This window comes from Psychrobacter sp. bablab_jr014 (assembly GCF_016464015.1).
GTDB lineage: Bacteria > Pseudomonadota > Gammaproteobacteria > Pseudomonadales > Moraxellaceae > Psychrobacter.
Genome location: NZ_JACDXT010000039.1, coordinates 1 through 19,632 on the forward strand (window position 1 = coordinate 1; position 19,632 = coordinate 19,632).

At 47.4% G+C, this 19,632-nt stretch carries 17 protein-coding genes; 5 read left to right on the top strand and 12 right to left on the bottom strand.

Translation table 11 applies throughout. The annotated features are described in order from the left end of the window. Positions 1 to 147: 147 nt before the first annotated feature. Entirely contained in the window at positions 148 to 1,461 is a 1,314-nt protein-coding gene (gene ftsY / locus JIE71_RS09040; RefSeq protein ID WP_416232028.1) for a signal recognition particle-docking protein FtsY, read from the bottom strand. A 652-nt stretch (positions 1,462 to 2,113) separates the two neighbouring features. On the opposite strand from ftsY, the gene JIE71_RS09045 reads away from it, so the two are divergent. From JIE71_RS09045 to JIE71_RS09055, 3 genes are all read left to right on the top strand, one after another. Further along, positions 2,114 to 2,260, top strand: coding sequence for a hypothetical protein (locus JIE71_RS09045; protein ID WP_199508389.1), 147 nt, complete (start codon positions 2,114 to 2,116; stop codon positions 2,258 to 2,260). Between the two features lie 74 nt (positions 2,261 to 2,334). Continuing rightward, complete coding sequence (locus JIE71_RS09050) at positions 2,335 to 3,891, top strand: M16 family metallopeptidase (RefSeq protein ID WP_199508390.1); 1,557 nt, start codon at positions 2,335 to 2,337, stop codon at positions 3,889 to 3,891. A gap of 55 nt (positions 3,892 to 3,946) precedes the next feature. Further along, positions 3,947 to 5,446: a M16 family metallopeptidase gene (locus tag JIE71_RS09055; RefSeq protein WP_228284617.1), complete on the top strand. Its 1,500-nt coding sequence runs from the start codon at positions 3,947 to 3,949 to the stop codon at positions 5,444 to 5,446. Positions 5,447 to 5,539: 93 nt separating this feature from the next. Here the strand turns inward: JIE71_RS09055 and JIE71_RS09060 are convergent, their stop codons facing one another. Continuing rightward, entirely contained in the window at positions 5,540 to 5,935 is a 396-nt protein-coding gene (locus tag JIE71_RS09060) for a hypothetical protein (protein WP_199508391.1), read from the bottom strand. Between the two features lie 320 nt (positions 5,936 to 6,255). Continuing rightward, positions 6,256 to 7,122 (bottom strand): D-Ala-D-Ala carboxypeptidase family metallohydrolase, encoded by an 867-nt coding sequence (locus tag JIE71_RS09065; protein WP_228284618.1) that lies wholly within the window; start codon positions 7,120 to 7,122, stop codon positions 6,256 to 6,258. 305 nt (positions 7,123 to 7,427) lie between these two features. Between JIE71_RS09065 and rodA the strand changes: the two genes are divergently transcribed. Continuing rightward, a complete protein-coding gene (rodA, locus tag JIE71_RS09070) occupies positions 7,428 to 8,561 on the top strand; it encodes a rod shape-determining protein RodA (protein WP_199508392.1) in 1,134 nt (377 codons plus the stop codon). Positions 8,562 to 9,093: 532 nt separating this feature from the next. Beyond that, a complete protein-coding gene (locus tag JIE71_RS09075) occupies positions 9,094 to 9,705 on the top strand; it encodes a septal ring lytic transglycosylase RlpA family protein (RefSeq protein ID WP_199508393.1) in 612 nt (203 codons plus the stop codon). Positions 9,706 to 9,808: 103 nt separating this feature from the next. On the opposite strand, the gene radA is transcribed toward JIE71_RS09075, so the two are convergent. The 9 genes from radA to mutL all read right to left on the bottom strand — a co-directional run bounded on the left by radA (position 9,809) and on the right by mutL (position 19,461). Further along, positions 9,809 to 11,251 (bottom strand): DNA repair protein RadA, encoded by a 1,443-nt coding sequence (radA, locus tag JIE71_RS09080; protein WP_199508394.1) that lies wholly within the window; start codon positions 11,249 to 11,251, stop codon positions 9,809 to 9,811. Positions 11,252 to 11,656: 405 nt separating this feature from the next. Continuing rightward, positions 11,657 to 12,406 (bottom strand): LPS export ABC transporter ATP-binding protein, encoded by a 750-nt coding sequence (gene lptB, locus JIE71_RS09085; protein WP_199508395.1) that lies wholly within the window; start codon positions 12,404 to 12,406, stop codon positions 11,657 to 11,659. A 114-nt stretch (positions 12,407 to 12,520) separates the two neighbouring features. Then, entirely contained in the window at positions 12,521 to 13,003 is a 483-nt protein-coding gene (gene lptA / locus JIE71_RS09090; protein ID WP_228284620.1) for a lipopolysaccharide transport periplasmic protein LptA, read from the bottom strand. Between the two features lie 151 nt (positions 13,004 to 13,154). Then, positions 13,155 to 13,727, bottom strand: a complete 573-nt coding sequence (gene lptC / locus JIE71_RS09095) for an LPS export ABC transporter periplasmic protein LptC (RefSeq protein ID WP_199508397.1) — start codon at positions 13,725 to 13,727, stop codon at positions 13,155 to 13,157. Then, the gene (locus JIE71_RS09100) at positions 13,724 to 14,272 is read right to left on the bottom strand and encodes a KdsC family phosphatase (protein WP_199508398.1); all 549 of its coding nucleotides are present in this window, start codon (positions 14,270 to 14,272) and stop codon (positions 13,724 to 13,726) included. The genes lptC and JIE71_RS09100 overlap by 4 nt, the downstream gene beginning before the upstream one ends. Before the next feature lie 107 nt (positions 14,273 to 14,379). After that, a complete protein-coding gene (locus tag JIE71_RS09105; protein ID WP_199508399.1) occupies positions 14,380 to 15,372 on the bottom strand; it encodes a KpsF/GutQ family sugar-phosphate isomerase in 993 nt (330 codons plus the stop codon). Positions 15,373 to 15,626: 254 nt separating this feature from the next. Beyond that, the gene (hfq, locus tag JIE71_RS09110) at positions 15,627 to 16,154 is read right to left on the bottom strand and encodes an RNA chaperone Hfq (RefSeq protein WP_199508400.1); all 528 of its coding nucleotides are present in this window, start codon (positions 16,152 to 16,154) and stop codon (positions 15,627 to 15,629) included. A gap of 356 nt (positions 16,155 to 16,510) precedes the next feature. Next, complete coding sequence (gene miaA / locus JIE71_RS09115) at positions 16,511 to 17,644, bottom strand: tRNA (adenosine(37)-N6)-dimethylallyltransferase MiaA (protein WP_199508401.1); 1,134 nt, start codon at positions 17,642 to 17,644, stop codon at positions 16,511 to 16,513. A 110-nt stretch (positions 17,645 to 17,754) separates the two neighbouring features. Continuing rightward, positions 17,755 to 19,461, bottom strand: coding sequence for a DNA mismatch repair endonuclease MutL (gene mutL, locus JIE71_RS09120; RefSeq protein ID WP_199508402.1), 1,707 nt, complete (start codon positions 19,459 to 19,461; stop codon positions 17,755 to 17,757). Positions 19,462 to 19,632: the final 171 nt, after the last annotated feature.

The following is a 19,632-nucleotide window of genomic DNA, read 5'->3' on the forward strand; positions in this document are numbered from 1 at the left end:
GTCCCTGCGGGCTGATGCTAAAATTGCCCCATACTGCGTTACAAATCTCGCTAAGGCATCTGCATTATCGTCGCTTTGCGCCTTGTCTGGAACAATTTTAGCGATCAGCAGTGCCTATTTGCGAATGTTCAACACGCCCTAATAGATTTACTTATCATCCGTCTCAAATAAGGCAGCAACAAATTGCTTGGGACTAAAGGCGCGCAAATCGTCAATCGACTCGCCAACGCCAATATAACGAATCGGCACATCGGTCGTCTCAGCGATGTTAAACACTACGCCACCTTTTGCCGTGCCGTCCAGCTTGGTCACGGTGATGCCTGTCAATGGGACGGCTTGGTTAAAGATTTCGACTTGGTTAATGGCATTTTGACCTGTACCTGCATCAAGGACAATCATGGCTTCGTGCGGTGCGCTTGGGTCCGCCTTACGCATGACACGCACGACCTTTTCTAGCTCTGCCATTAAATGCCCTTTATTTTGTAAGCGCCCTGCAGTATCGGCAATCAGTACGTCAATGTTTTTTGCCTTCGCCGATTGCATGGCATCAAAAATCACCGAGGCGCTGTCCGAGCCATGACCTTGCGCGATAACAGGAATGTCATTACGCTCGCCCCAAATTTCTAACTGCTCAGTCGCAGCCGCACGGAAAGTATCACCCGCAGCCAACATGACTGATTTGCCCTCGCCTTGTAAACGTTTTGCCAGTTTGCCGATGGTGGTGGTCTTGCCCACGCCGTTGACCCCGACCATCAAAATTACAAATGGCTTTTTGCTGGTATCAATCAATAGCGGAGCGACTTTGGGACTCAAAATGTCCACCAGCTCGCTTTGTAGCGCTTTGTATAGGGAGTTGGCATAAATCAAATCGCCACGCGCGGTCTGTTCAGTCAAGCTTTTGATAATGCGGTTGGTCGCATTTACGCCGATATCAGCGACCAACAGCTGGTCTTCGACTTCTTCTAGCAGCTCGTCATCAATCTCTTTGCCGCCGATAAGGATGTTGACCATCCCTTCGGCAAGGTTTTTGCGGGATTTGGTCAGTCCCGATTTCATACGGTTAAACCAGCTACCCTTTTTTTCTTTCTCAGGTTGTTCTTCGGTGGCAGCCGCTTCGGTCACGATAGGTTGAGTAGGCGCTTGTTTTGGCTGAATGCTTGGCGGCTGCGTATCGCCGAGTTGTGCTTGTAAGGGCATCGCAGGCGCTTGCGATTGTCTTTGCTCTATTTGCGTACTGTCTGCTGGCGGCGTAATGGGTGTGCCTAATGCGATATTGTCCTCAGGCATTGCTTGTGTGGTTGCGTTATCGCTGGTTTTTGCCGCGATATTATCGGCTTTTGGTGCTTCAGCAATAGGTACAGGCTCGACAGGCAGACTCGGCAGGGTGATATCATCGTCTAAGTCATCAAGATCACCATCTAGATTGATAACCACGCGATTGGCATTATTTGGATTGTTCATACGTTCGCCCTAACAATAAGTGCAAAAAATCTATGCAGTAAAAAGAAGTGCAACAGTAAGCCAGCACGCATCCTCGTGCGTAGCAACCATCATTATCATGTTTTGTGATAGTTTAGCATAATTCAAGCTAAGCTCAGACTTTTGCCGCGCTGATGTTTGTGGGTACTGCTGCTCGGTAAGCTGGTGTCTGGTCAATCGCGCTGCCCTATATCATCTGATAGCTTTTGATAAGTATAGAATGACTAGGGCGTGTCCCTATTTTAAAAATGAGATAAATTAAAGGCAAACAAGGGAAAATAGCGCAGGTAATATCAAGATATTGGCCAGCTATTTGACACCGTTTGCCAAAGGTTTAGCCATTTTTAGCCCATTTAGTCATAAACGCTTGAATTAGGGACACGCCCTAGAGCACAAGAAAGTTTTGATTAAGATTTAGACACAAATATAAGACGTTTATCTCTGCACGCTTTGCTCAAGCTTGCGTATGCTAAGGAGCGCGGCGCGTTTGGTAAACCAACTACTGTTTTACAACAGCAAGACGGGTACTGCGTCAAAATATGCTTAGGCTATTTTTGCCTGTCTTTTATCATGCCATAGGCTTGCCTTATCCTTCGCGCCAGCTGCTTTCTTTCACTTATCAAGAGTATTTGTTATGACATCAAAACCTGTATCGTTCCAAAAACGCGCTTTTTTTGCAGCCTTTCTTGTCTTAGGTACAGTATGGCTGGCAGGCTGCACGACCACCCATGAAGTACGCCCAACCGCAAGCGTGATGGTCGGCGCGCACAAGTCGCTATAAGATTGTAGTGCAGCCCTTGATTCGAGACTTTTGTTCTGCCTATACTGAGCGCAGTATTTACTATTGAGAGTGTTATGTCTTCACCATCTGCCTTTGTACCCGCCCGCTTATTGGGGCTTTTTTTTGTGACAGCCGCGCTGTCCGCCTGTCAAATGACGCCAGTAGAGACACCCCCCATTGGCGCAGGCACGACCAGCGCGACCACCTCTACCACGACGACCTCAGCCAGTGATACAGCGGCGAGCACACAAGAACTTGCCATGGATTTATCTGGTCGTCACGAGTATCAGCTCGAAAATGGGCTCAAGGTTATTATTAAAGAAGACCACCGCGCCCCTATAGTAATGACGCAGATTTGGTACAAAGTTGGCTCAACCGATGAGCCTATCGATAAAGGCGGCATGTCGCATTTGCTTGAGCACATGATGTTCAAAGGTACGCCCAATGTATCGAGCGATGATTTTGAGCGCTTGATTGCCCAGTTTGGCGGCACGAACAATGCCTTTACCAGCTATGACTATACAGGCTATTACGAGCTGTTCCCTGCCAATTATATGCCGCTGGCGCTAGAGCTAGAAGCCGACAGAATGGTGAATCTGCGCTTAACAGCCGATGATTTTGGTAAAGAGCATCAAGTGGTCATGGAAGAGCGCCGCCAGCGTACAGACGACAGCCCGCTTGCTAAGGCGTATGAGTCGTTCCGTCAGCAAGCCTTGCCCGACAGCCCCAAAGGTGAATCGGTCATCGGGCCGATGGATGAGCTGGCGTCAATCACCCTAGACGATTTGCAGGCGTGGTACGACACATGGTACGCACCGAACAATGCGACCTTGGTCATCGTTGGCGATGTTGACCCCGAAGCGACCCTTAGCGAGGTCAAGCGCTACTTTGGTAAGTTGCCCAAACGCAGCATTCTAGCGCGTCCTTCTGTGCGGCAAAAAGGATTCAATGGTTATAAAACCTTGACTGAAACGCAAGCCGTTCAAGTGCCTGTTTTGATGATGGGCTACAATGTGCCCAGTTTATTGACCACTGATACGAATAATAAAAAAGAAGCCTATGCGCTGTCTTTTGCTCAAGATGTGCTAGATGGTGGTTTGTCAGCCCGCCTTGAACAAAACCTAGTCCGTGATAAGGGGTTACTTACCAGTGTCGGTACATCTTACGACTTAATCGATCGTGGCGATGGTCTGTTCTTTATCCAAGCCACCCCGCGCGAAGGCGTGAGCGTACAAGAAGCTGAAGCCGCAATTCGCGCAGAGATAGATAAGCTGGTTACCAAGCCTATCGGTCAAGACGAGATTACCCGCGCCAAGACCAGCACCATTACAGGTTTGGTTTACGCGCAAGACAGCATGGCAGGTCAAGCGCGGATGATTGGGTCACTACAATCTGTTGGGCTCGATGACCGTATCTTGAGTCGCTTACCTGCTGAATTGGACAAAGTAAGTATTCAGGACATCAAAGATGCTGCGGCAAAGTATTTGGTCAAAGACAATCTGACCGTCATATATGTCATGCCTGAAGATGCGAACAATGACGCCTCAAACTCTGCAAACATCAAAGCAAACAACACAATGCCAGATGCAACGGACAACACAGCCACAGCAGTGACCGCCAATAATAAATAAGACACGGCTTTGACGTTTGATGCATGAATACCGACAATATAGGTCAACCCATACCATGATACACCCTACTTTGCGCTTGTCTATCGCTACTTGTTCCCTTGCTAAACGTGCCGCCATTATTGGCGTCGCGCTTGGTCTTATGAGCGCAGCTTTGCCCGCTGCGGCGCGTGATGTTCCTTCCACCATAACAGGCCGCACTGACATGCCCATCCAAGCCATAAACAAGCTGAGCAGCTTACAAAATGTCCGCCCGCTGTCTGTGACTGTGCCTAAAATTGAGCGCTTTACCAGCGCCTCAGGCGTACCCGTTGCCTTTGTGCGTGCTACCACATTGCCGATTGTGGATATTGATTTGCGCTTTAATGCGGGCAGCGCGCGTGATGGCAGCATCCGTCCCGATGGCTTTGGTATTGCCAATATGACAGCGACCATGTTGACCCAAGGCACAAGCACTCTCGATGAAGAAGACTTTACCAAACAGATGGAAATGCTCGGTATTTCATTAAGCAGCAGCGCATATAAGGACATGTTTATTGTCTCCATGCGTAGTCTTTCTGACAGCGAGCACCTCATGCCTGCCAGCAAACTAATGACACAAATGCTGATCGAGCCACGTTTTGACAAAACGGTGCTGGCACGCAATAAAGCACGCTTGCAGGTGGCACTACAACAACAAAAGCAAGACCCGAGCAGCCTTGCGGGCAATGCTTTTGATAAAGCACTGTATGGCAATCACCCCTACGCGCACCCAAGTGAAGGCACGCTTGATACGGTGCCGACTTTAAGTCAGAGTGATTTGCAAAACTTCCGTCAGCGTTATTTGGTTGCCAGCAATGCCTCACTTGCCATGACAGGCAACCTAACCTTGTCTGAAGCCAAGCAGCTGGCCAATCAATTAACCAAAGATTTGCCTAAAGGTAAGACAGCTCCTTCGCTACCTGAGCCAAAGCCTGTGACTGCCCCGCAGCGTATTCATATTCCTTTTCCCAGTACACAAACGACCGTCGTCATGGGGCAACTGGGCGAAAAACGCGCCACCACAATGGAAGCGCAGCAAAAACAAACCAACTTTGCGGTTGGTAATGAAGTGATGGCAGGGGGTGATTTTAATGCCCGCTTAATGACGGAGATTCGTCAAAAACGCGGCTATACCTACGGCATTTCAGGCACAATGACGCCCATGCTGACACGCGGGCCTTATTTGATTGGCTTTTCGACCCGCAACGACAAAGCGCGTGAAGCGATTGATGCAAGTCTGCAAGTAGTCAAAGATACGGTCAATAAAGGCATTACGCAAGAAGAGATGCAACTGACCAAAGACAACCTAAAGCACAGCTTCCCCATGGGCTTTGCCAGCAACTCAGGGATTAATGGTCTGTTGGGCATGATGAATTTTTACAAACTACCCGACGATTACCTGGCCAACTACACCCAGCGTATCGACAATGTGAGCTTGCAAGGCGTCAATCAAACACTAAAGCAAACGCTCAATCCTGATGACTTTATTATCGTGACCGTCGGACAGGATGACCCATGGCAGCAAACGGCTAAATAACCAATACGCCATATAAACGCTGTATCGTTAGCAACAAAAAAAGCGCTCACTTCCCTCAGGTTGTCAGCGCTTTTTTATTGTATAGATTTATTTTTAAAAAGTGGTACGTTGGTTTTTGACGCGGATATTAACATCATACACGATGTTTTCGGGGCGATAGCTTAGACCATCATACGCTATGCGAATCACATGCTTATCATAGGATTTGACTTGATAGTCGCCATTAGCAAAATCATACAGCCTCGGTACGATTAAACTGACTTTTAAATCCTCATTATCCGTTGATACGCTGATGGTCTGCTTCTCATTTGGATATAAAAAATAATCGCAATAATCTCCGCTCATCACTTCTTGAGTGCGCTGGATAAGATCATTATCTACCTCACGCTGTACCAATTTTGGGCACACACTGCTACGCTCAGCGGCGCGCTGTGCATGATAATTTTGCACGCGCTCTTTGACCATTTCAGCATTTTTTTGTCGTTCCAAGTCGCTGTCTATATTGGACGGCTCTGAAGGGCTGGACCCTAAAAAATTGGACAAAAATACCGCTGTGATAAGTGCAAACAGACATTTTATGAGCAAAAGTTGTGTCGAACGTATGCCTTTCTTCATGACTACAGAATCTACTACCTACAGCGGTATTATAAACAGTTGGCAAGAATATACCGAATCACTTTTAACAATACAAACGGTATGTTATACGATTTGGGACTTTATGTCTTATGGTAATATAGACCGATAAAGGGTCAAGATATCCAGTAAAAATTTTGTGTCATTTTTTTAAAAAATAGGATTATATGTTTTAGCTATCGACACGTATTGCTATTGACCGCAAAGTTAAAGCCCCATTTGCGATACCCTTGAGTATCTAAATGAATAGCACCTGTTGAATACAACCCTAAGCCAAACTCGTGACTTTCTCCTTGATATTGCCAAAACTCGCACAGTTTGTCTTGTACCCTGCCCAGCTCCCATGAGTTATCGCTGTACTCTGGCACCCAAATATCGATAGCGCCCGCGCTCATGTGCTTGCTGCTTTCAGCACCGCCAGCACAGGCATTTAGCGCAGGGCTACGATATACCGAGCGTATCTCTGTCGATGGTGGCAAAATACCTTGCTGCTTGAGCGTACTGTACAGTCTGAGCGTCTGTACTACATTGCTCCACAAATACTCTGGAGGCAACTGAAAAGGCTCAAAGCCGCATTTTTCCCAACTGCGGGCAGTGGTCAATAGCTGGTCTAATGGCGGTACATTGTTTGCGCCAACACGTGAGCTGAGATATTGCTGATAGCGGGCCACTTGCTGCGCGCGGTAGCTGCTGCTATTTAACCATGCGTTAAAATCAGGTGCCGCTTCAACTTGTTCGCTATCATTGCCGTATGTGGTTGTGTGCCGATTTGGATTATTGATGCTAAAGCGCTTGTTCTCTTCGATAGTCAGCTCTGAGGAATAAGGGATGTTTTTTTGCTGCTGGTCTATCAGCATTTGCATGCGATCGGTTGCCACGGGCGCTGGCTGAATGTATGGGGTATTATTACGGATTTGAATACGGCGTTCGCTGCTGTCTTGTAAAATAGCTGCTTGCGCGCTGAATCCTGTGATAACAAGCCCTAAACTAAGCATAGAAAACTGTGTGGCGTGCTGACGCCAAAAGATAACTGTCGATGTCATGAGAAAGTGACCAATAAAAACACTGCTGCGATACTATCAAATTTTATAGCAGCGGGCTAAACTATTCCTAAAGCGCAACGCCTTGTAAATATGCCGCTTAACACTTTTACCTAATACTGTTGATAATAAAGAGAGGTTATTGCTTATTTGTTACGCCTATCTAGGACATATCATCAATTAGCCCATCAATTCACTTAACGGTCTTAAACTGGCTAAATCTTTCATTGGACATCTTTTATTGAGTGAGCAGTGTATTGATGTTAAAAGCCCACCTATCTTATTGACCCCTGCCAGACTGCCTTTATATGCGATATTTCAACACCTCCTCTTCGTTTGATTACGACGCCTCTACTGCTGATTGGTGGCAACGCTGGCACATTGATCCGTGGCTTATGTTGCTACTTCTGGCCTTGTGCTTACTGGGTCTCACGGTGCTATATAGTGCCTCCGCCCAAAGTACCGCGCTTATCGTACGCCAAGCCGTCAGTTACGGTATCGCCTTTATTATTATGATGCTCATGGCATGGATACCGCCCAGCGTCTATCGGGCATTGACGCCAACCTTTTATGTTATTGGGGTGCTGCTATTGCTCACGGTAGCAGCAATTGGAGAGGTGCGTATGGGCGCGCAGCGCTGGATTCGTTTGCCTGGCTTTGGTAGTGTGCAGCCCTCTGAATTTATGAAGCTGGGCATGCCGATGATGTGCGCATGGTGGCTGTCAAAACGTGATGCACCTCCATCTTTATTGCCTATCTTTGCAAGTTTACTACTGATTATGTTGCCTGTAGCCCTTATTGCTAAGCAACCTGATTTGGGTACTGCGCTACTGGTCGCTGCAAGCGGGCTGTTTGTACTTTTTTTGGCAGGATTATCATGGTGGATGATTGGTGGCGCTGTCATACTCTCTGTGCCACTCGCCGCCTTTGCATGGTATTTTTTGTTACATGAGTATCAGCATCAACGTGTGCTGACGCTATTGAACCCTGATGCCGATATACAAGGCGCAGGCTGGAATATCATTCAGTCCAAAACAGCTATCGGCGCAGGAGGCGTGTTTGGTAAAGGTTATTTAGAAGGCACGCAATCACATCTGGCGTTTTTACCTGAAAGCCATACTGACTTTGTGATTGCTGCGTTTTCTGAAGAGTTTGGGTTGGCAGGTGTCGTGCTATTGCTCATGCTTTATATAGGCCTACTGGCACGCGCTTTATATATTGCAGCCACACATCCTGACAGCTACTGCCGCCTATTAGCAGGTGCGATTGCGATGTCCTTTTTTATCTATGTATTTGTCAATATGGGCATGGTCAGCGGGATTTTACCTGTCGTTGGCGTGCCTTTGCCTTTTATCAGCTATGGCGGCACTGCTGTGGTCACTTTGATGGCAGGCTTTGGACTGCTCATGTCTATCCATACACACCCGACTTATCAAGAATAAAAAGTAAGCACTTATGATAATAAACTTTTGATTTTATTAGTGTTTATTTAGAAATATACCTTGTTTATGATTTTATAAAGGAAAGTATGTATCGAAATATGTATATGTATTAATCCTTGTTTTTTACAAAAATTTGCGGTAACCTCTTTTTATTGTGGCTTAGATACACAACCAATACACAGGTGCTAATAAAGTTTGCATACGCTTATATTTAGGTCGCAGCACCACCGTATAGTGAGCCTCTAAGTTTCAAAGGTACTACTTAATTAACGGATTTTAACAAAGCATATCCTAGTCTTAAGTCGTTGCTACACATACGATTACTTGAGATAAACTATGCAGCGGTTGTTAAACACATCCTCATACGTATGTGGTCTGCCTACTACATACCTATGACGAAACACTCATTTGCCCATGCGGTATTGCAGTTTGTTGGCTTGGTATTCACGTATGTTACGTTCACGCCCCCGACACACCATATCAAGAAAAGCACATGGTGCTGGCAGTACTTGCATTTATGATAGAGGTATTTATGAATAAGCGTTTGTCTGGTTTACTGACAATGTCAGTCTGTTTGTTTGCAGGGACGGCAAGTGTGACCACTGCACAGGCTGTCGAAACAAAATCCATCTCAATGTCATCTCAAGACAATTCTGCGCACATTGACCGTGTACTTAGTGAGCTTACTCGTCAGCACGATGGCGCTTCAAGCCTCGTAAAATCAGCCCGCCAGCCGACTTCGTTGGCGCTTAACAGCCCCTTACTTGCCCAAGACACCAGCGCTGCATCTAATGATGAAGACGTTTTAGAGCGTTTAACTGCGGTTGCTTCTAACAGTGTTAGCAAGTTTAAACAAACGGGTCTAGCCTCTTGGTATGGGCGCAAGTTTCACGGACGCAAAACGGCCAGTGGCGATATCTTTGACATGAATGCTCTAACTGCTGCTCACCGCTCACTACCGCTTAATTGCTATGTTAAAGTGACTAACAAGAGCAATGGCAAAAGCGTCGTGGTAAAAGTCAATGACCGTGGTCCTTTCCATGGTAACCGCGTGCTTGATCTCTCTTACGGCGCTGCCAAACAGCTGGGTATTACCAGTAAAGGTGTGGGTAACGTCTCTATTGAGCGCGTGTCTGGACCTTAATTCTAAAATAGCTTGATTAGAAAAAGCCTGCAATATTTAGCAGGCTTTTTTATGGCTGCTTATTTAGCAACTGATTTAAAGCAGCACTTAGAACCTGCTTATGCTAAATCTCAAACGCGCGATGAATGGCATCGTCTAAACGCTCCACCGCAATCACATTAATACCTTTAAACGCCTTGGCATTCGCTGCGGGCGCATTGGCTTTGGGAATGATGGCATGTTTAAAGCCGTGCTTCATTGCCTCTTTTAGACGCTCTTGCCCATTGGGCACAGGGCGGATTTCACCTGACAAGCCCACTTCGCCGAAGACGGCAAGTGATGACGGCAATGGCTTTTCTTTAATGCTGGACGCGCAGGCGAGCAGCACTGCCAGATCCGAACCTGTCTCCATCACCTTGACGCCGCCGACCACGTTGACATAGACATCTTGTCCGCTGGTATGGATGCCGCCATGACGGTGCATGACCGCGAGCAGCATCGAGAGACGCTGAAAATCCAGCCCCAGCGCCATACGCCGTGGCTGCCCTTGCGAATCATCCACGAGCGCTTGCACTTCGACCAATAGCGGGCGTGTGCCTTCACGACTGACCATGACGATTGAGCCTGCAACGGGTTTGTCATAACGGCTTAAAAATATCGCAGACGGATTGGCGACTTCTTTAAGACCCAAATCAGTCATACCAAAGATACCCAGCTCATTGACCGCGCCAAAGCGATTTTTGACCGCTCGAATCATACGAAAGCGTGAGTCGGATTGACCTTCAAAATACAGTACCGTATCCACCATATGCTCAAGCACGCGCGGCCCTGCCAGCGTACCTTCTTTGGTCACATGCCCCACCAAAAATAGCGCCGTGCCTGTTTGCTTAGCATAACGGGTCAAAATCGCCGCCGACTCGCGGATTTGACTGACGCCGCCAGGGGCAGAATTAATGGCATCGGTATAAATGGTCTGAATCGAATCAATAATAGCAATGGCAGGCTGCTCTTGGGTCAGTGCCGCACAAATGGTCTCGACATTGGTCTCAGCAAGTACACGCAAACGGTCAGTCGGTAAATCCAAACGCTGAGCGCGCATAGCCACTTGTGACAACGACTCCTCGCCCGTCACATACAGCGCACTGCCTGCCAGTGAGTCAGCGCGCGCCATACTGGTCGCGGTTTGTAACAAAATGGTCGATTTACCAATACCAGGGTCGCCACCGATGAGCACCACCGAGCCTGCAACCAAACCGCCGCCGAGCACCCGATCAAACTCGCCAATACCTGTAGGTAAGCGCGTATCTAAAGTCACGCTCACCGCATTCAGCGGCATCACTGCGCTGTGCGCGCCTGAATAGTTACCCGAACCCGTCGCGCCATTGCCTTTTGCGGGACTGACGTTACGTGCGCTGGGCGTTTTTGTGGCTTTATTATGGTGCGGCATACTGACATTGGGCGCTTCGGTCAAAGTATTCCATTCGCCGCAGTCTGAACATTGCCCTGACCATTTGCCAAAATGCGCACCGCAGTTTTGGCAGACATAGCTGCTTTTACTTTTTGCCATAGAGAAAATATCCCATCGTTATTATTTGTGGGCGCTGATATGTTGTTTTTGAATAAATGAAAAAGGTAGTAGTAACTTTGATTTAAAAATTGTACAGCAAGATGAAATACTATTTTTCTTGCTTGCTGTGACTTCGTATCCAGAGGCTGCGAAAAATAGTATTTAATCGAGCTCATGATGATACAACCGTTTTGTTTAGGTTTTATGATATAAAGAAATGCGTCCAGTGTGGCAAATCACAAGGCTAGGAACAACGCAAAAATGACAAAACACGTCATATACTGTCGCATGCAGTCATGACGTGCTTTTATACAGATAAATTATAAAAATGAGCGTGGTAAGTAAGACAAGCTGTTCTTGTTGATAAATATCAGTATGGATGTCTAATGTAGAACAATGATACTGTTAAACTTGGAAATCTTTACCCAGATAGACGTTTTTCACAAGTTCATTGTCTAAGATATCTTTCGGCGAACCATCGGCAATAATCGCACCCTCAGACACAATATACGCCTTTTCGCAAATGGCGAGCGTTTCGCGTACATTATGGTCAGTAATCAATACGCCAATGCCGCGATTTTTTAGGGTGATAATCACATCTTTGATATCATTAACCGAAATAGGGTCAACACCTGCAAATGGTTCATCAAGCAAGATGAATTTGGGATTGGCCGCCAGTGCGCGCGCAATCTCACAACGGCGGCGCTCACCGCCTGACACACTCATACCCAGCGAGCTACGTACATGCTCAAGATGAAACTCACCAATCAGCTTTTCGAGCTCGGCGCGCTGCTCAGCGCGGGTCAGCTCACTACGTGTCTCCAAAATCGCCATGATGTTGTCTTCAATCGATAGCTTGCGAAAGATAGAGGCTTCTTGCGGCAAATAGCCAATTCCCGCACGCGCACGCTCATGCATGGCGTATTTGGATAAATCCATATCGCCAAGGCTGACACGCCCTTTGTCCATATTCACCAGACCCACTACCATATAAAAGCTGGTGGTCTTTCCCGCGCCATTGGGGCCAAGCAAACCTACCACTTGTCCCTGTGCCACCGAAAAGGACACATCTTTGACTACCCAGCGCTTGCCATAACGCTTGCCTAAATGCTGCATGACCAGCTGAGTCTCTTGAGTTGGGGTGACTGGATTCATAGCGCTCTCGTTTTACTAAGGTGGTGATACGCAGAGTGCAGCCGCTCTACGCTTACAAAACAACCGTCAAACAAGCACTTAACCACTTGTTTGACGGTCAATAAGGTTGGCCGATTAACGTACGCCCTGCTGATTACTATCACTATTGGGCGGGAACAGTAATTCTACACGTTGGCTATTGCCTGCAGTGGCTTCGACATCGCCTGCTTTTAGGCTGTAGCGAATCTCATTACCTGAAAAACTTGCGCCATTTTGTGTTAATTTGGCATTGCCAGTTAAAGTGATAATGCCTGTTACCGCATTGTATTCAATCTTATTGGCCTGACCCTTTGCCAGCCCCTTTTCTTGGGTAATGACTTGTTGCATGGTAGCAGGACGACCTGTTGCCACCGCAGAATTGATGCTGCGATTTTGCGATAGGTTCATGGTGATGTTGTCTGCCGTCATCTTAAGCGTCCCTTGGGTAATGATGACATTGCCTGAATAGCTGGTGACCCCTGTGCGCTCGCTGTATGTGGCGCGGTCAGCTAATAGCTTGATGGTTTGGTTGGCATCTGAGGGCAAGGCATGACTGTATAGCGGTAGCGCCAGCAGCATGACAGTAGAAGCAGCGCGCAAAGAGCGTGCTACTGAACGGTACGATACAGACAACTCATCTTTCATAAACAAATACTCGTATGATAATAAAAATAAACCTGCTGACTTGTGCTGACTTGAGGTGTGTCGACAATCAGTCCATTAAACGGTCTTAAAACAAAGCCTTGTCGTTACGCTCTGAGGGGTCAAAGCTGACTGCCACTTGTCCAAATTCATAATCCCCTGTCGCTAAGTCCGCTTGCATGGCTGCCGCTTCAAAGCGATTCATGCCTTGCTCAATTTGCACAGGACGGTCGCTACTGACTTTCTTCGATTTGGTGTTGCCTGTTAGACGCTCCCCTGTGACCTTGATGGGATTGTCACTGTCACTTTCGCTGACCAACGTAAAGCCGCCTGATAATTGCAAATCGCCTGTTTGTTGATTGATTGCAGCACGCCCAGCTTCAATACGATAGCGCTGCGTGTCAGACGGCTGCCAATTCATGGTGATACCTGACATCTCATCTTGATTGGTCTCAGGATTGTGCTTGAGTGCATCAGCATTCACCTCATACTCCAGCTCGCCCTCATCATTGGTCTGCACCGCTTTAATATCAGAAGCTTCATAATCAACCTCTGAGCTCTGCATCGGCTTGGGCGGCTCAACCTCGCCTTGTTGCATAAAAAACCAGCCAGCAACCGCCGCGATGATTAAGGCTAAAACAATTAAAACACGCGTATTCACGACTGTGTGTCCTCAGTATTATCAAGCGTAAAATGTGCAATAAAGTCAGGGTAATGACCATGCCCCTTTAATATCAAATCGCAAATCTCACGCACTGCCCCACAGCCGCCTGTGCGTGTGGTCACCATGTCGCTACGATTGATAACTTCAGGATGGGCATTGGGCACAGTCGGCGCAAAACCAACGCTTTGCATCGCTTTAATATCAGGCAAGTCATCGCCCATATAAGCACAAGCCTCAAGCGTGATGTCCAAGTCAGCAAGCAGTTCCTTCAAAGCGACCAGCTTATCATCGCGACCTTGTACCACATAATCGATACCCAGCTCCTTGGCGCGCTTTTCGACCATCACGCTATTGCGACCCGTAATAATCGCAGTTTTGATGCCATAACGTGCCAATGACTTGACACCAACACCATCTTGCACATAAAAGGCCTTGGTCTCGACACCATTGGCGTCATAAATAATTTTGCCATCAGACAAAATGCCATCGACATCCATAACCAGCAGTTTGACTTGGCCTGCTTTTTTAATCAAATCTTGCATTGTCTACCTCTTAGTTATCATTTATGCCTTTGTCATTTTATAATGGCTGATTTTTATTATACCGTGCAACATCATCTGTTTCTGTTGTCGCTTTTGATGATGCTTGATTATTTGACGCCCGCCTGTAGCAAATCGTGCAAGGTAATGACCGCTTCTAAACGTCCATCGTCATCTATTACCAGTAGCTGACTGATACTGCTGGCATTCATAAGACTAAGGGCATCGGATGCGCGCATGGTTTTGTTCACATGACGCGGATGCGCACTCATTATCTCACGCATAGGGGTTTTTAGGTCAATGCCTTTTTCTAAACCGCGGCGCAAATCTCCATCTGTGAAAATACCGACCACACGCCCTGCTTCGTCTTCAATCACGGTCATGCCAAGACGTCCATTAGACATCTCAAACAGCGCATCATGCAGCGGCGCATCGGCAGGTACGCGTGGTAATTGCTCATTACGCGAATGCATCAAGTCTTCTACGCGGGTCAATAACTGACGCCCAAGCGCACCAGCAGGATGAGACAACGCAAAATCTTCTGAAGTAAAATTGCGTGCATGCACGAGCGCGACAGCAAGCGCATCGCCCAGTGCCAAGGTCGCTGTGGTGCTTGATGTTGGCGCAAGCTTTAATGGGCACGCTTCTTCTGAATGCCCAAGCGTCAAGGCAATATCCGCAGCCGTCGGTAACATACCGCGCTGGTCTCGACTGATACTAATGAGTGGAATACCCAAACGCTTAATCACAGGCAGCAGCATTCTGATTTCATCTGACTCCCCTGAGTTAGAGATAGCCAGTAGCACATCACCAGGCACGAGCATTCCCAAGTCACCATGCCCTGCCTCACCTGGATGCATAAAAAATGAGGGTGTCCCTGTTGAAGCAAAGGTCGCCGCTATCTTACGCCCGACCAACCCCGATTTTCCCATACCCGTTACCACCACACGACCTGCGCAATTTAAGATTGCGTCACAAGCGGCTGCAAAACGTGTATCTATCTGCTCTGTTAATAGGGTCAGTGCCGCCTTTTCTGTATTGATGGCATCAATAGCAGTGCGAATGAACTGTTCGTGGTTGAGTGCAGACTCAGAATGCTTCATGGTAAAACCCAATCAATGACTGAATAAAAACGGAATTGGGCAGCGGTTGCCCATTGCTATAGTACTATATTCCCGTACATATTAATAATGGTGCATACAGAAGATATCAAGCGCCCCATACGCGCATGGCATAGGCTAGGTAGAGTGGCTTAACAGTTTGCCGTCCTAATACGCATAAAAAAAGACCCACCAAGCAGCAGGTCTGATTATTTATTATCATTTGTCACAAAAGTCAATGCTCAAGGCGCTTAAGATTAATTGTCGTTATTGTCAATATCATTGTTGCTACTGTCAAAATCAGCATTGTCATTATTGTCAAAGCCGCGCTCTTGACCAAAACCGCCGCGCTCAAAACCGCGTTCGTTTGACTGACCGAAGCCACCCCGCTCAAAACCACGCTCTTGTGACTGACCAAAACCACCACGGTTAAAGCCACTACGATTTGACATAAATCCACGATCATCAAAGCCGCCCATATTGCCGCCGCGCTCAAAACCACCGCCCATATTCCCACCTTGGTAGCCGCCGCCATTACCTTGCGACTGCATGCCACCTGACATTGAACTTGTGCTGCCACGTGGGTTACGCGCAGGTACTACGGTTGAAATGGCGTGTTTGTATACCATTTGACTGACGGTATTTTTTAGCAATACCACGTATTGATCAAAAGATTCAATTTGGCCTTGTAGTTTAATACCATTGACCAAAAAAATAGATACAGGAATACGGTCTTTGCGTAGCGAATTCAAAAACGGATCTTGTAAAGTTTGTCCTTTTGACATGAACTTTCTCCCAAATATATAGTTATATTATAAATATATGTGCAGTTATAATGATAAAAAGCAAGATACAACACCATAGCATCGATTATATTGCTTTGTAGACTTATTGCATTCTTCTACTTTGTGGTCGTTATTATCGTCAGTATAAATATCACTATCAGCGCGTACTATAGATACAGCCGCTACCTAAATCTACTACAATCAGCCGCTTATCGCTATCAACAGTAGATAACTCGTGTCAACGGTTGCAGGTTTGTATTATAGCAACGAATATGATGACAATTTGAAACTTCTTGTCAGTTATTGTTTACTCGACAGTATCGATTTTACGGCAATAATGGCTTTGCTCAATTATATTATCTCAATAGATAATCTGTGGCTTGCACCATATTGGTGAAGGTCATTACTGCGCTGTTATTCTGAATCTGATTATCTTCTGCCAAATTAGGCAGTTGGCTAATTTTACGCAGCCACGTATACTGGCGCTTTGCAAGCTGTCTTGTGGCATATAATGCCTTATTTTGCATCTGATAACAAGCAAGCGCCTGTGTCTCTGTATCGGTCGATATTGGCGCTGACTGACTTTCTTGAAACAAAGTTTGCTTTTTTAACACATCTTGGTAATCCACTTCTCCTTGCCAAAATGCCGCATAAAAAGCCTCTTTATCCAAGTGCGGCATATCAAATACAGGGTGCTGTATCGCTACCAGATATTCGAGTACCTGTCGATAGCCCACGCAGCGCATCGATACCATGTTTGGGTTTAATGGATAATTGTTCAGCAAACTGATAACTTCATCGACCAGACCTTCTTGCCACATGATATCGAGGCGCTGCTCGATGCGCTGATGTAGCCATGCTCTATCAGGCATGACAGCGATATTGTGCCACACCTGACTGGGAGTGTCCGCAAGGCGCTGTTTTGGTGTGCGCTGCCATTCACTGATAGGGGTTTGGGTTTGTAAATACACCTCTACCGCGCGGGTAATACGCTGAGTGTCGCTCTCATTTAAGCGGGCATGGGTGACAGGGTCAACCGACTGCAAATACTGATGCAGCTCATTAATGCCTGCCTGCTGACGCCATGCCTCGACGCGTGCGCGCACAGCTTCATCAGTATCAGGCACAGCAGACAGCCCATCGAGCAGCGCCATGTAATACATCATCGTACCGCCGACCAGCAGTGGGATTTTTTGTTGATTATGCGCGTTGTCAATCAGCGCACTGGTATCACGTACAAACTGCGCCACGCTATAAGTTTCAGTCGGGTCGATAATATCGACCAGATGATGCGGATAGCGCTGTAACTCCTCAGTTGAGGGTTTTGCCGTACCGATAGTCATATCACGATAGATAAGCGCCGAATCCACCGATATTAGCTCAAAGCGCCCCGTATCATACAGTTCATACGCCAAGGCCGTCTTGCCGCTGGCAGTTGGCGCCATCAGGCACACCACGCTGTTGTCAGTAAAAGTATTGGCTTGGCGCATAGGGTGACCTTGTTTATCTGTACTGAAAAGAAAAAAGTAGAAAACGTAAAAACAAATAAAAAACAAACGCGCCCATCAGGCACGTTTGTTTTGCGTGGCCTGACAGCACACTATTCAGCGGTATCGAGTGCAGATATTGTATGTTGCAGCATCAGCGCTGTCAGCTCTGGCAAGGACAATACGGCACTGCTTTGCGCCTCAATCTGCTGCCATAGCGTTTGCTGCTGTGTTTTTCGCTCATCAGGCGGCAGTTTGGTCAGCGCTGCTTTGATTTGCGCTTCAATGGCTTGTGCTGTGGGCAGTATGTCCGCGTTTTTATCTTGCATCTGCGGCATATCAGTCATTGACTGCCAACTAGCCAGCGTGAGCAAACAGCACGTTTCATTGGCTAATAGCAGTAAGCATGGCGCTTGAGCTGATATATCTTGTATTGTGTGCTCAGGCAAGGCATTTACAACGCCTAGGCAGCGGATTTTGAATGCGTTATCAACAGCCATTATCGTCTCTGATGTCGGCAAATTACCTGAGTTGATAGATGTATTAAACGCAGCTGGGTTTTGCTGGTCGGTTTTTGCTGATGGTTTGGTATGATAAGCAGCTGTCGGCGCTTGCACGGCACGATCTGAATCTGTATTCGCCCAGTCATTAGCGGTCGATGGACGTTGATAAATCGTTTTTTGATATACCGTATTCTGTGCGGCTGGTTCAGTAGACGCGTTTGCATTTGCCAATATTGGCGCTTTCTGCGTTGTAGCATTATGAGCAGACATTGTCTGCACCGCACCGCGTACCGCATGACCAAGATGCGCCAAAATATTGCTGATTGAGCCAATCTTAATGCGCTGCTTGCTGGGATGCACATTGAGGTTAAGCCAATGCGCGGGCAGCTGAAAATAGAGCGCGTAGCCTGTCGCTTGCTCGGTCAGTTGGCGCAAATGATTGCTGATAATCGGCTCTTTGACCAAGCGCCCATTGATATACAGCAGCTTTGGTAAGGTTGTATGGTCGCCTTTATCCAAAAACAGCCAGCCGTCAATACGCGCCTGCCCTGTTTCCTGAGCGTCCGCCGTAGACAGCAAACTGGACAAATCCACCATCAGCGGTAAAGCATGCGTGGATAACGGCATCTCAAGCGCTTGCTCAAGGCGCGACAATGGCGGATGCGCCGCCGAGCTGTCGCTGTCTTGTTGTGCGGCTAGTAGTAGGCGTTTTTTGTGGTCATGCGTTAAATGAATGCGAATGTCTGAACGCGCCAGCGCCACTTCGCGCACCATCGCTTCGATATGCGCAAACTCGGTGGCAACGGATTTTAGATTGCCACGGCGCGCAGGCACATTAAAATACAAATCCTTAATCGTGACAGTCGTTCCGCGACCATGCACCACAGGCGTTAAGCTTGGCGTATCGGCAAGCACACCTGCCACCTGTAGCTGTCGCCCAATGCCCTCATCATTATGACTGCTAATCAGTTGCAAACGTGACACAGCAGCAATCGCTGCCAGCGCCTCACCGCGAAACCCAAGCGTACGAATGCCTTGTAGCGTGCCAATATCAGCAACCTTACTCGTCGCATGCCGAGTAATCGCCATTACCATATCTTCAGGATAGATGCCTGTACCATTATCACAGACCTGAATCATACCCATGCCACCTTGAGTGATATGAATATCAATCTCGGTCGCCTCAGCATCAATGGCATTCTCCAGCAGCTCCTTGACCACAGCCGCTGGGCGCGTGACCACCTCCCCAGCTGCCAGCTGATTAATCAGTAGCGGGGAGAGTTTTTTGATACGTGTGCTGGGAGAATCATCGGTCATGACATAACGCTCGCTTGCGCTGGTAAAGATTTAGGGCGTGTTGAACATTCGCAAATAGGCACTGCTGATCGCTAAAATTGTTCCAGACAAGGCGCAAAGCGACGATAATGCAGATGCCTTAGCGAGATTTGCAACGCAGTATGGGGCAATTTTAGCATCAGCCCGCAGGGA

Bases quoted from the DNA above. Each gene is read 5' to 3' on its own strand.
- ftsY (WP_416232028.1), bottom strand. From the start codon at position 1,461: ATGAACAATCCAAATAATGCCAATCGCGTGGTTATCAATCTAGATGGT.
- radA (WP_199508394.1), bottom strand. From the start codon at position 11,251: ATGGCAAAAAGTAAAAGCAGCTATGTCTGCCAAAACTGCGGTGCGCAT.
- lptA (WP_228284620.1), bottom strand. From the start codon at position 13,003: ATGCTGCTGGCGCTACCGCTATACAGTCATGCCTTGCCCTCAGATGCC.
- JIE71_RS09075 (WP_199508393.1), top strand. From the start codon at position 9,094: ATGAATAAGCGTTTGTCTGGTTTACTGACAATGTCAGTCTGTTTGTTT.
- miaA (WP_199508401.1), bottom strand. From the start codon at position 17,644: ATGCGCCAAGCCAATACTTTTACTGACAACAGCGTGGTGTGCCTGATG.
- JIE71_RS09105 (WP_199508399.1), bottom strand. From the start codon at position 15,372: ATGAAGCATTCTGAGTCTGCACTCAACCACGAACAGTTCATTCGCACT.
- JIE71_RS09050 (WP_199508390.1), top strand. From the start codon at position 2,335: ATGTCTTCACCATCTGCCTTTGTACCCGCCCGCTTATTGGGGCTTTTT.
- JIE71_RS09100 (WP_199508398.1), bottom strand. From the start codon at position 14,272: ATGCAAGATTTGATTAAAAAAGCAGGCCAAGTCAAACTGCTGGTTATG.
- JIE71_RS09055 (WP_228284617.1), top strand. From the start codon at position 3,947: ATGATACACCCTACTTTGCGCTTGTCTATCGCTACTTGTTCCCTTGCT.
- hfq (WP_199508400.1), bottom strand. From the start codon at position 16,154: ATGTCAAAAGGACAAACTTTACAAGATCCGTTTTTGAATTCGCTACGC.
- JIE71_RS09045 (WP_199508389.1), top strand. From the start codon at position 2,114: ATGACATCAAAACCTGTATCGTTCCAAAAACGCGCTTTTTTTGCAGCC.
- JIE71_RS09065 (WP_228284618.1), bottom strand. From the start codon at position 7,122: ATGACATCGACAGTTATCTTTTGGCGTCAGCACGCCACACAGTTTTCT.
- rodA (WP_199508392.1), top strand. From the start codon at position 7,428: ATGCGATATTTCAACACCTCCTCTTCGTTTGATTACGACGCCTCTACT.
- mutL (WP_199508402.1), bottom strand. From the start codon at position 19,461: ATGACCGATGATTCTCCCAGCACACGTATCAAAAAACTCTCCCCGCTA.
- lptB (WP_199508395.1), bottom strand. From the start codon at position 12,406: ATGAATCCAGTCACCCCAACTCAAGAGACTCAGCTGGTCATGCAGCAT.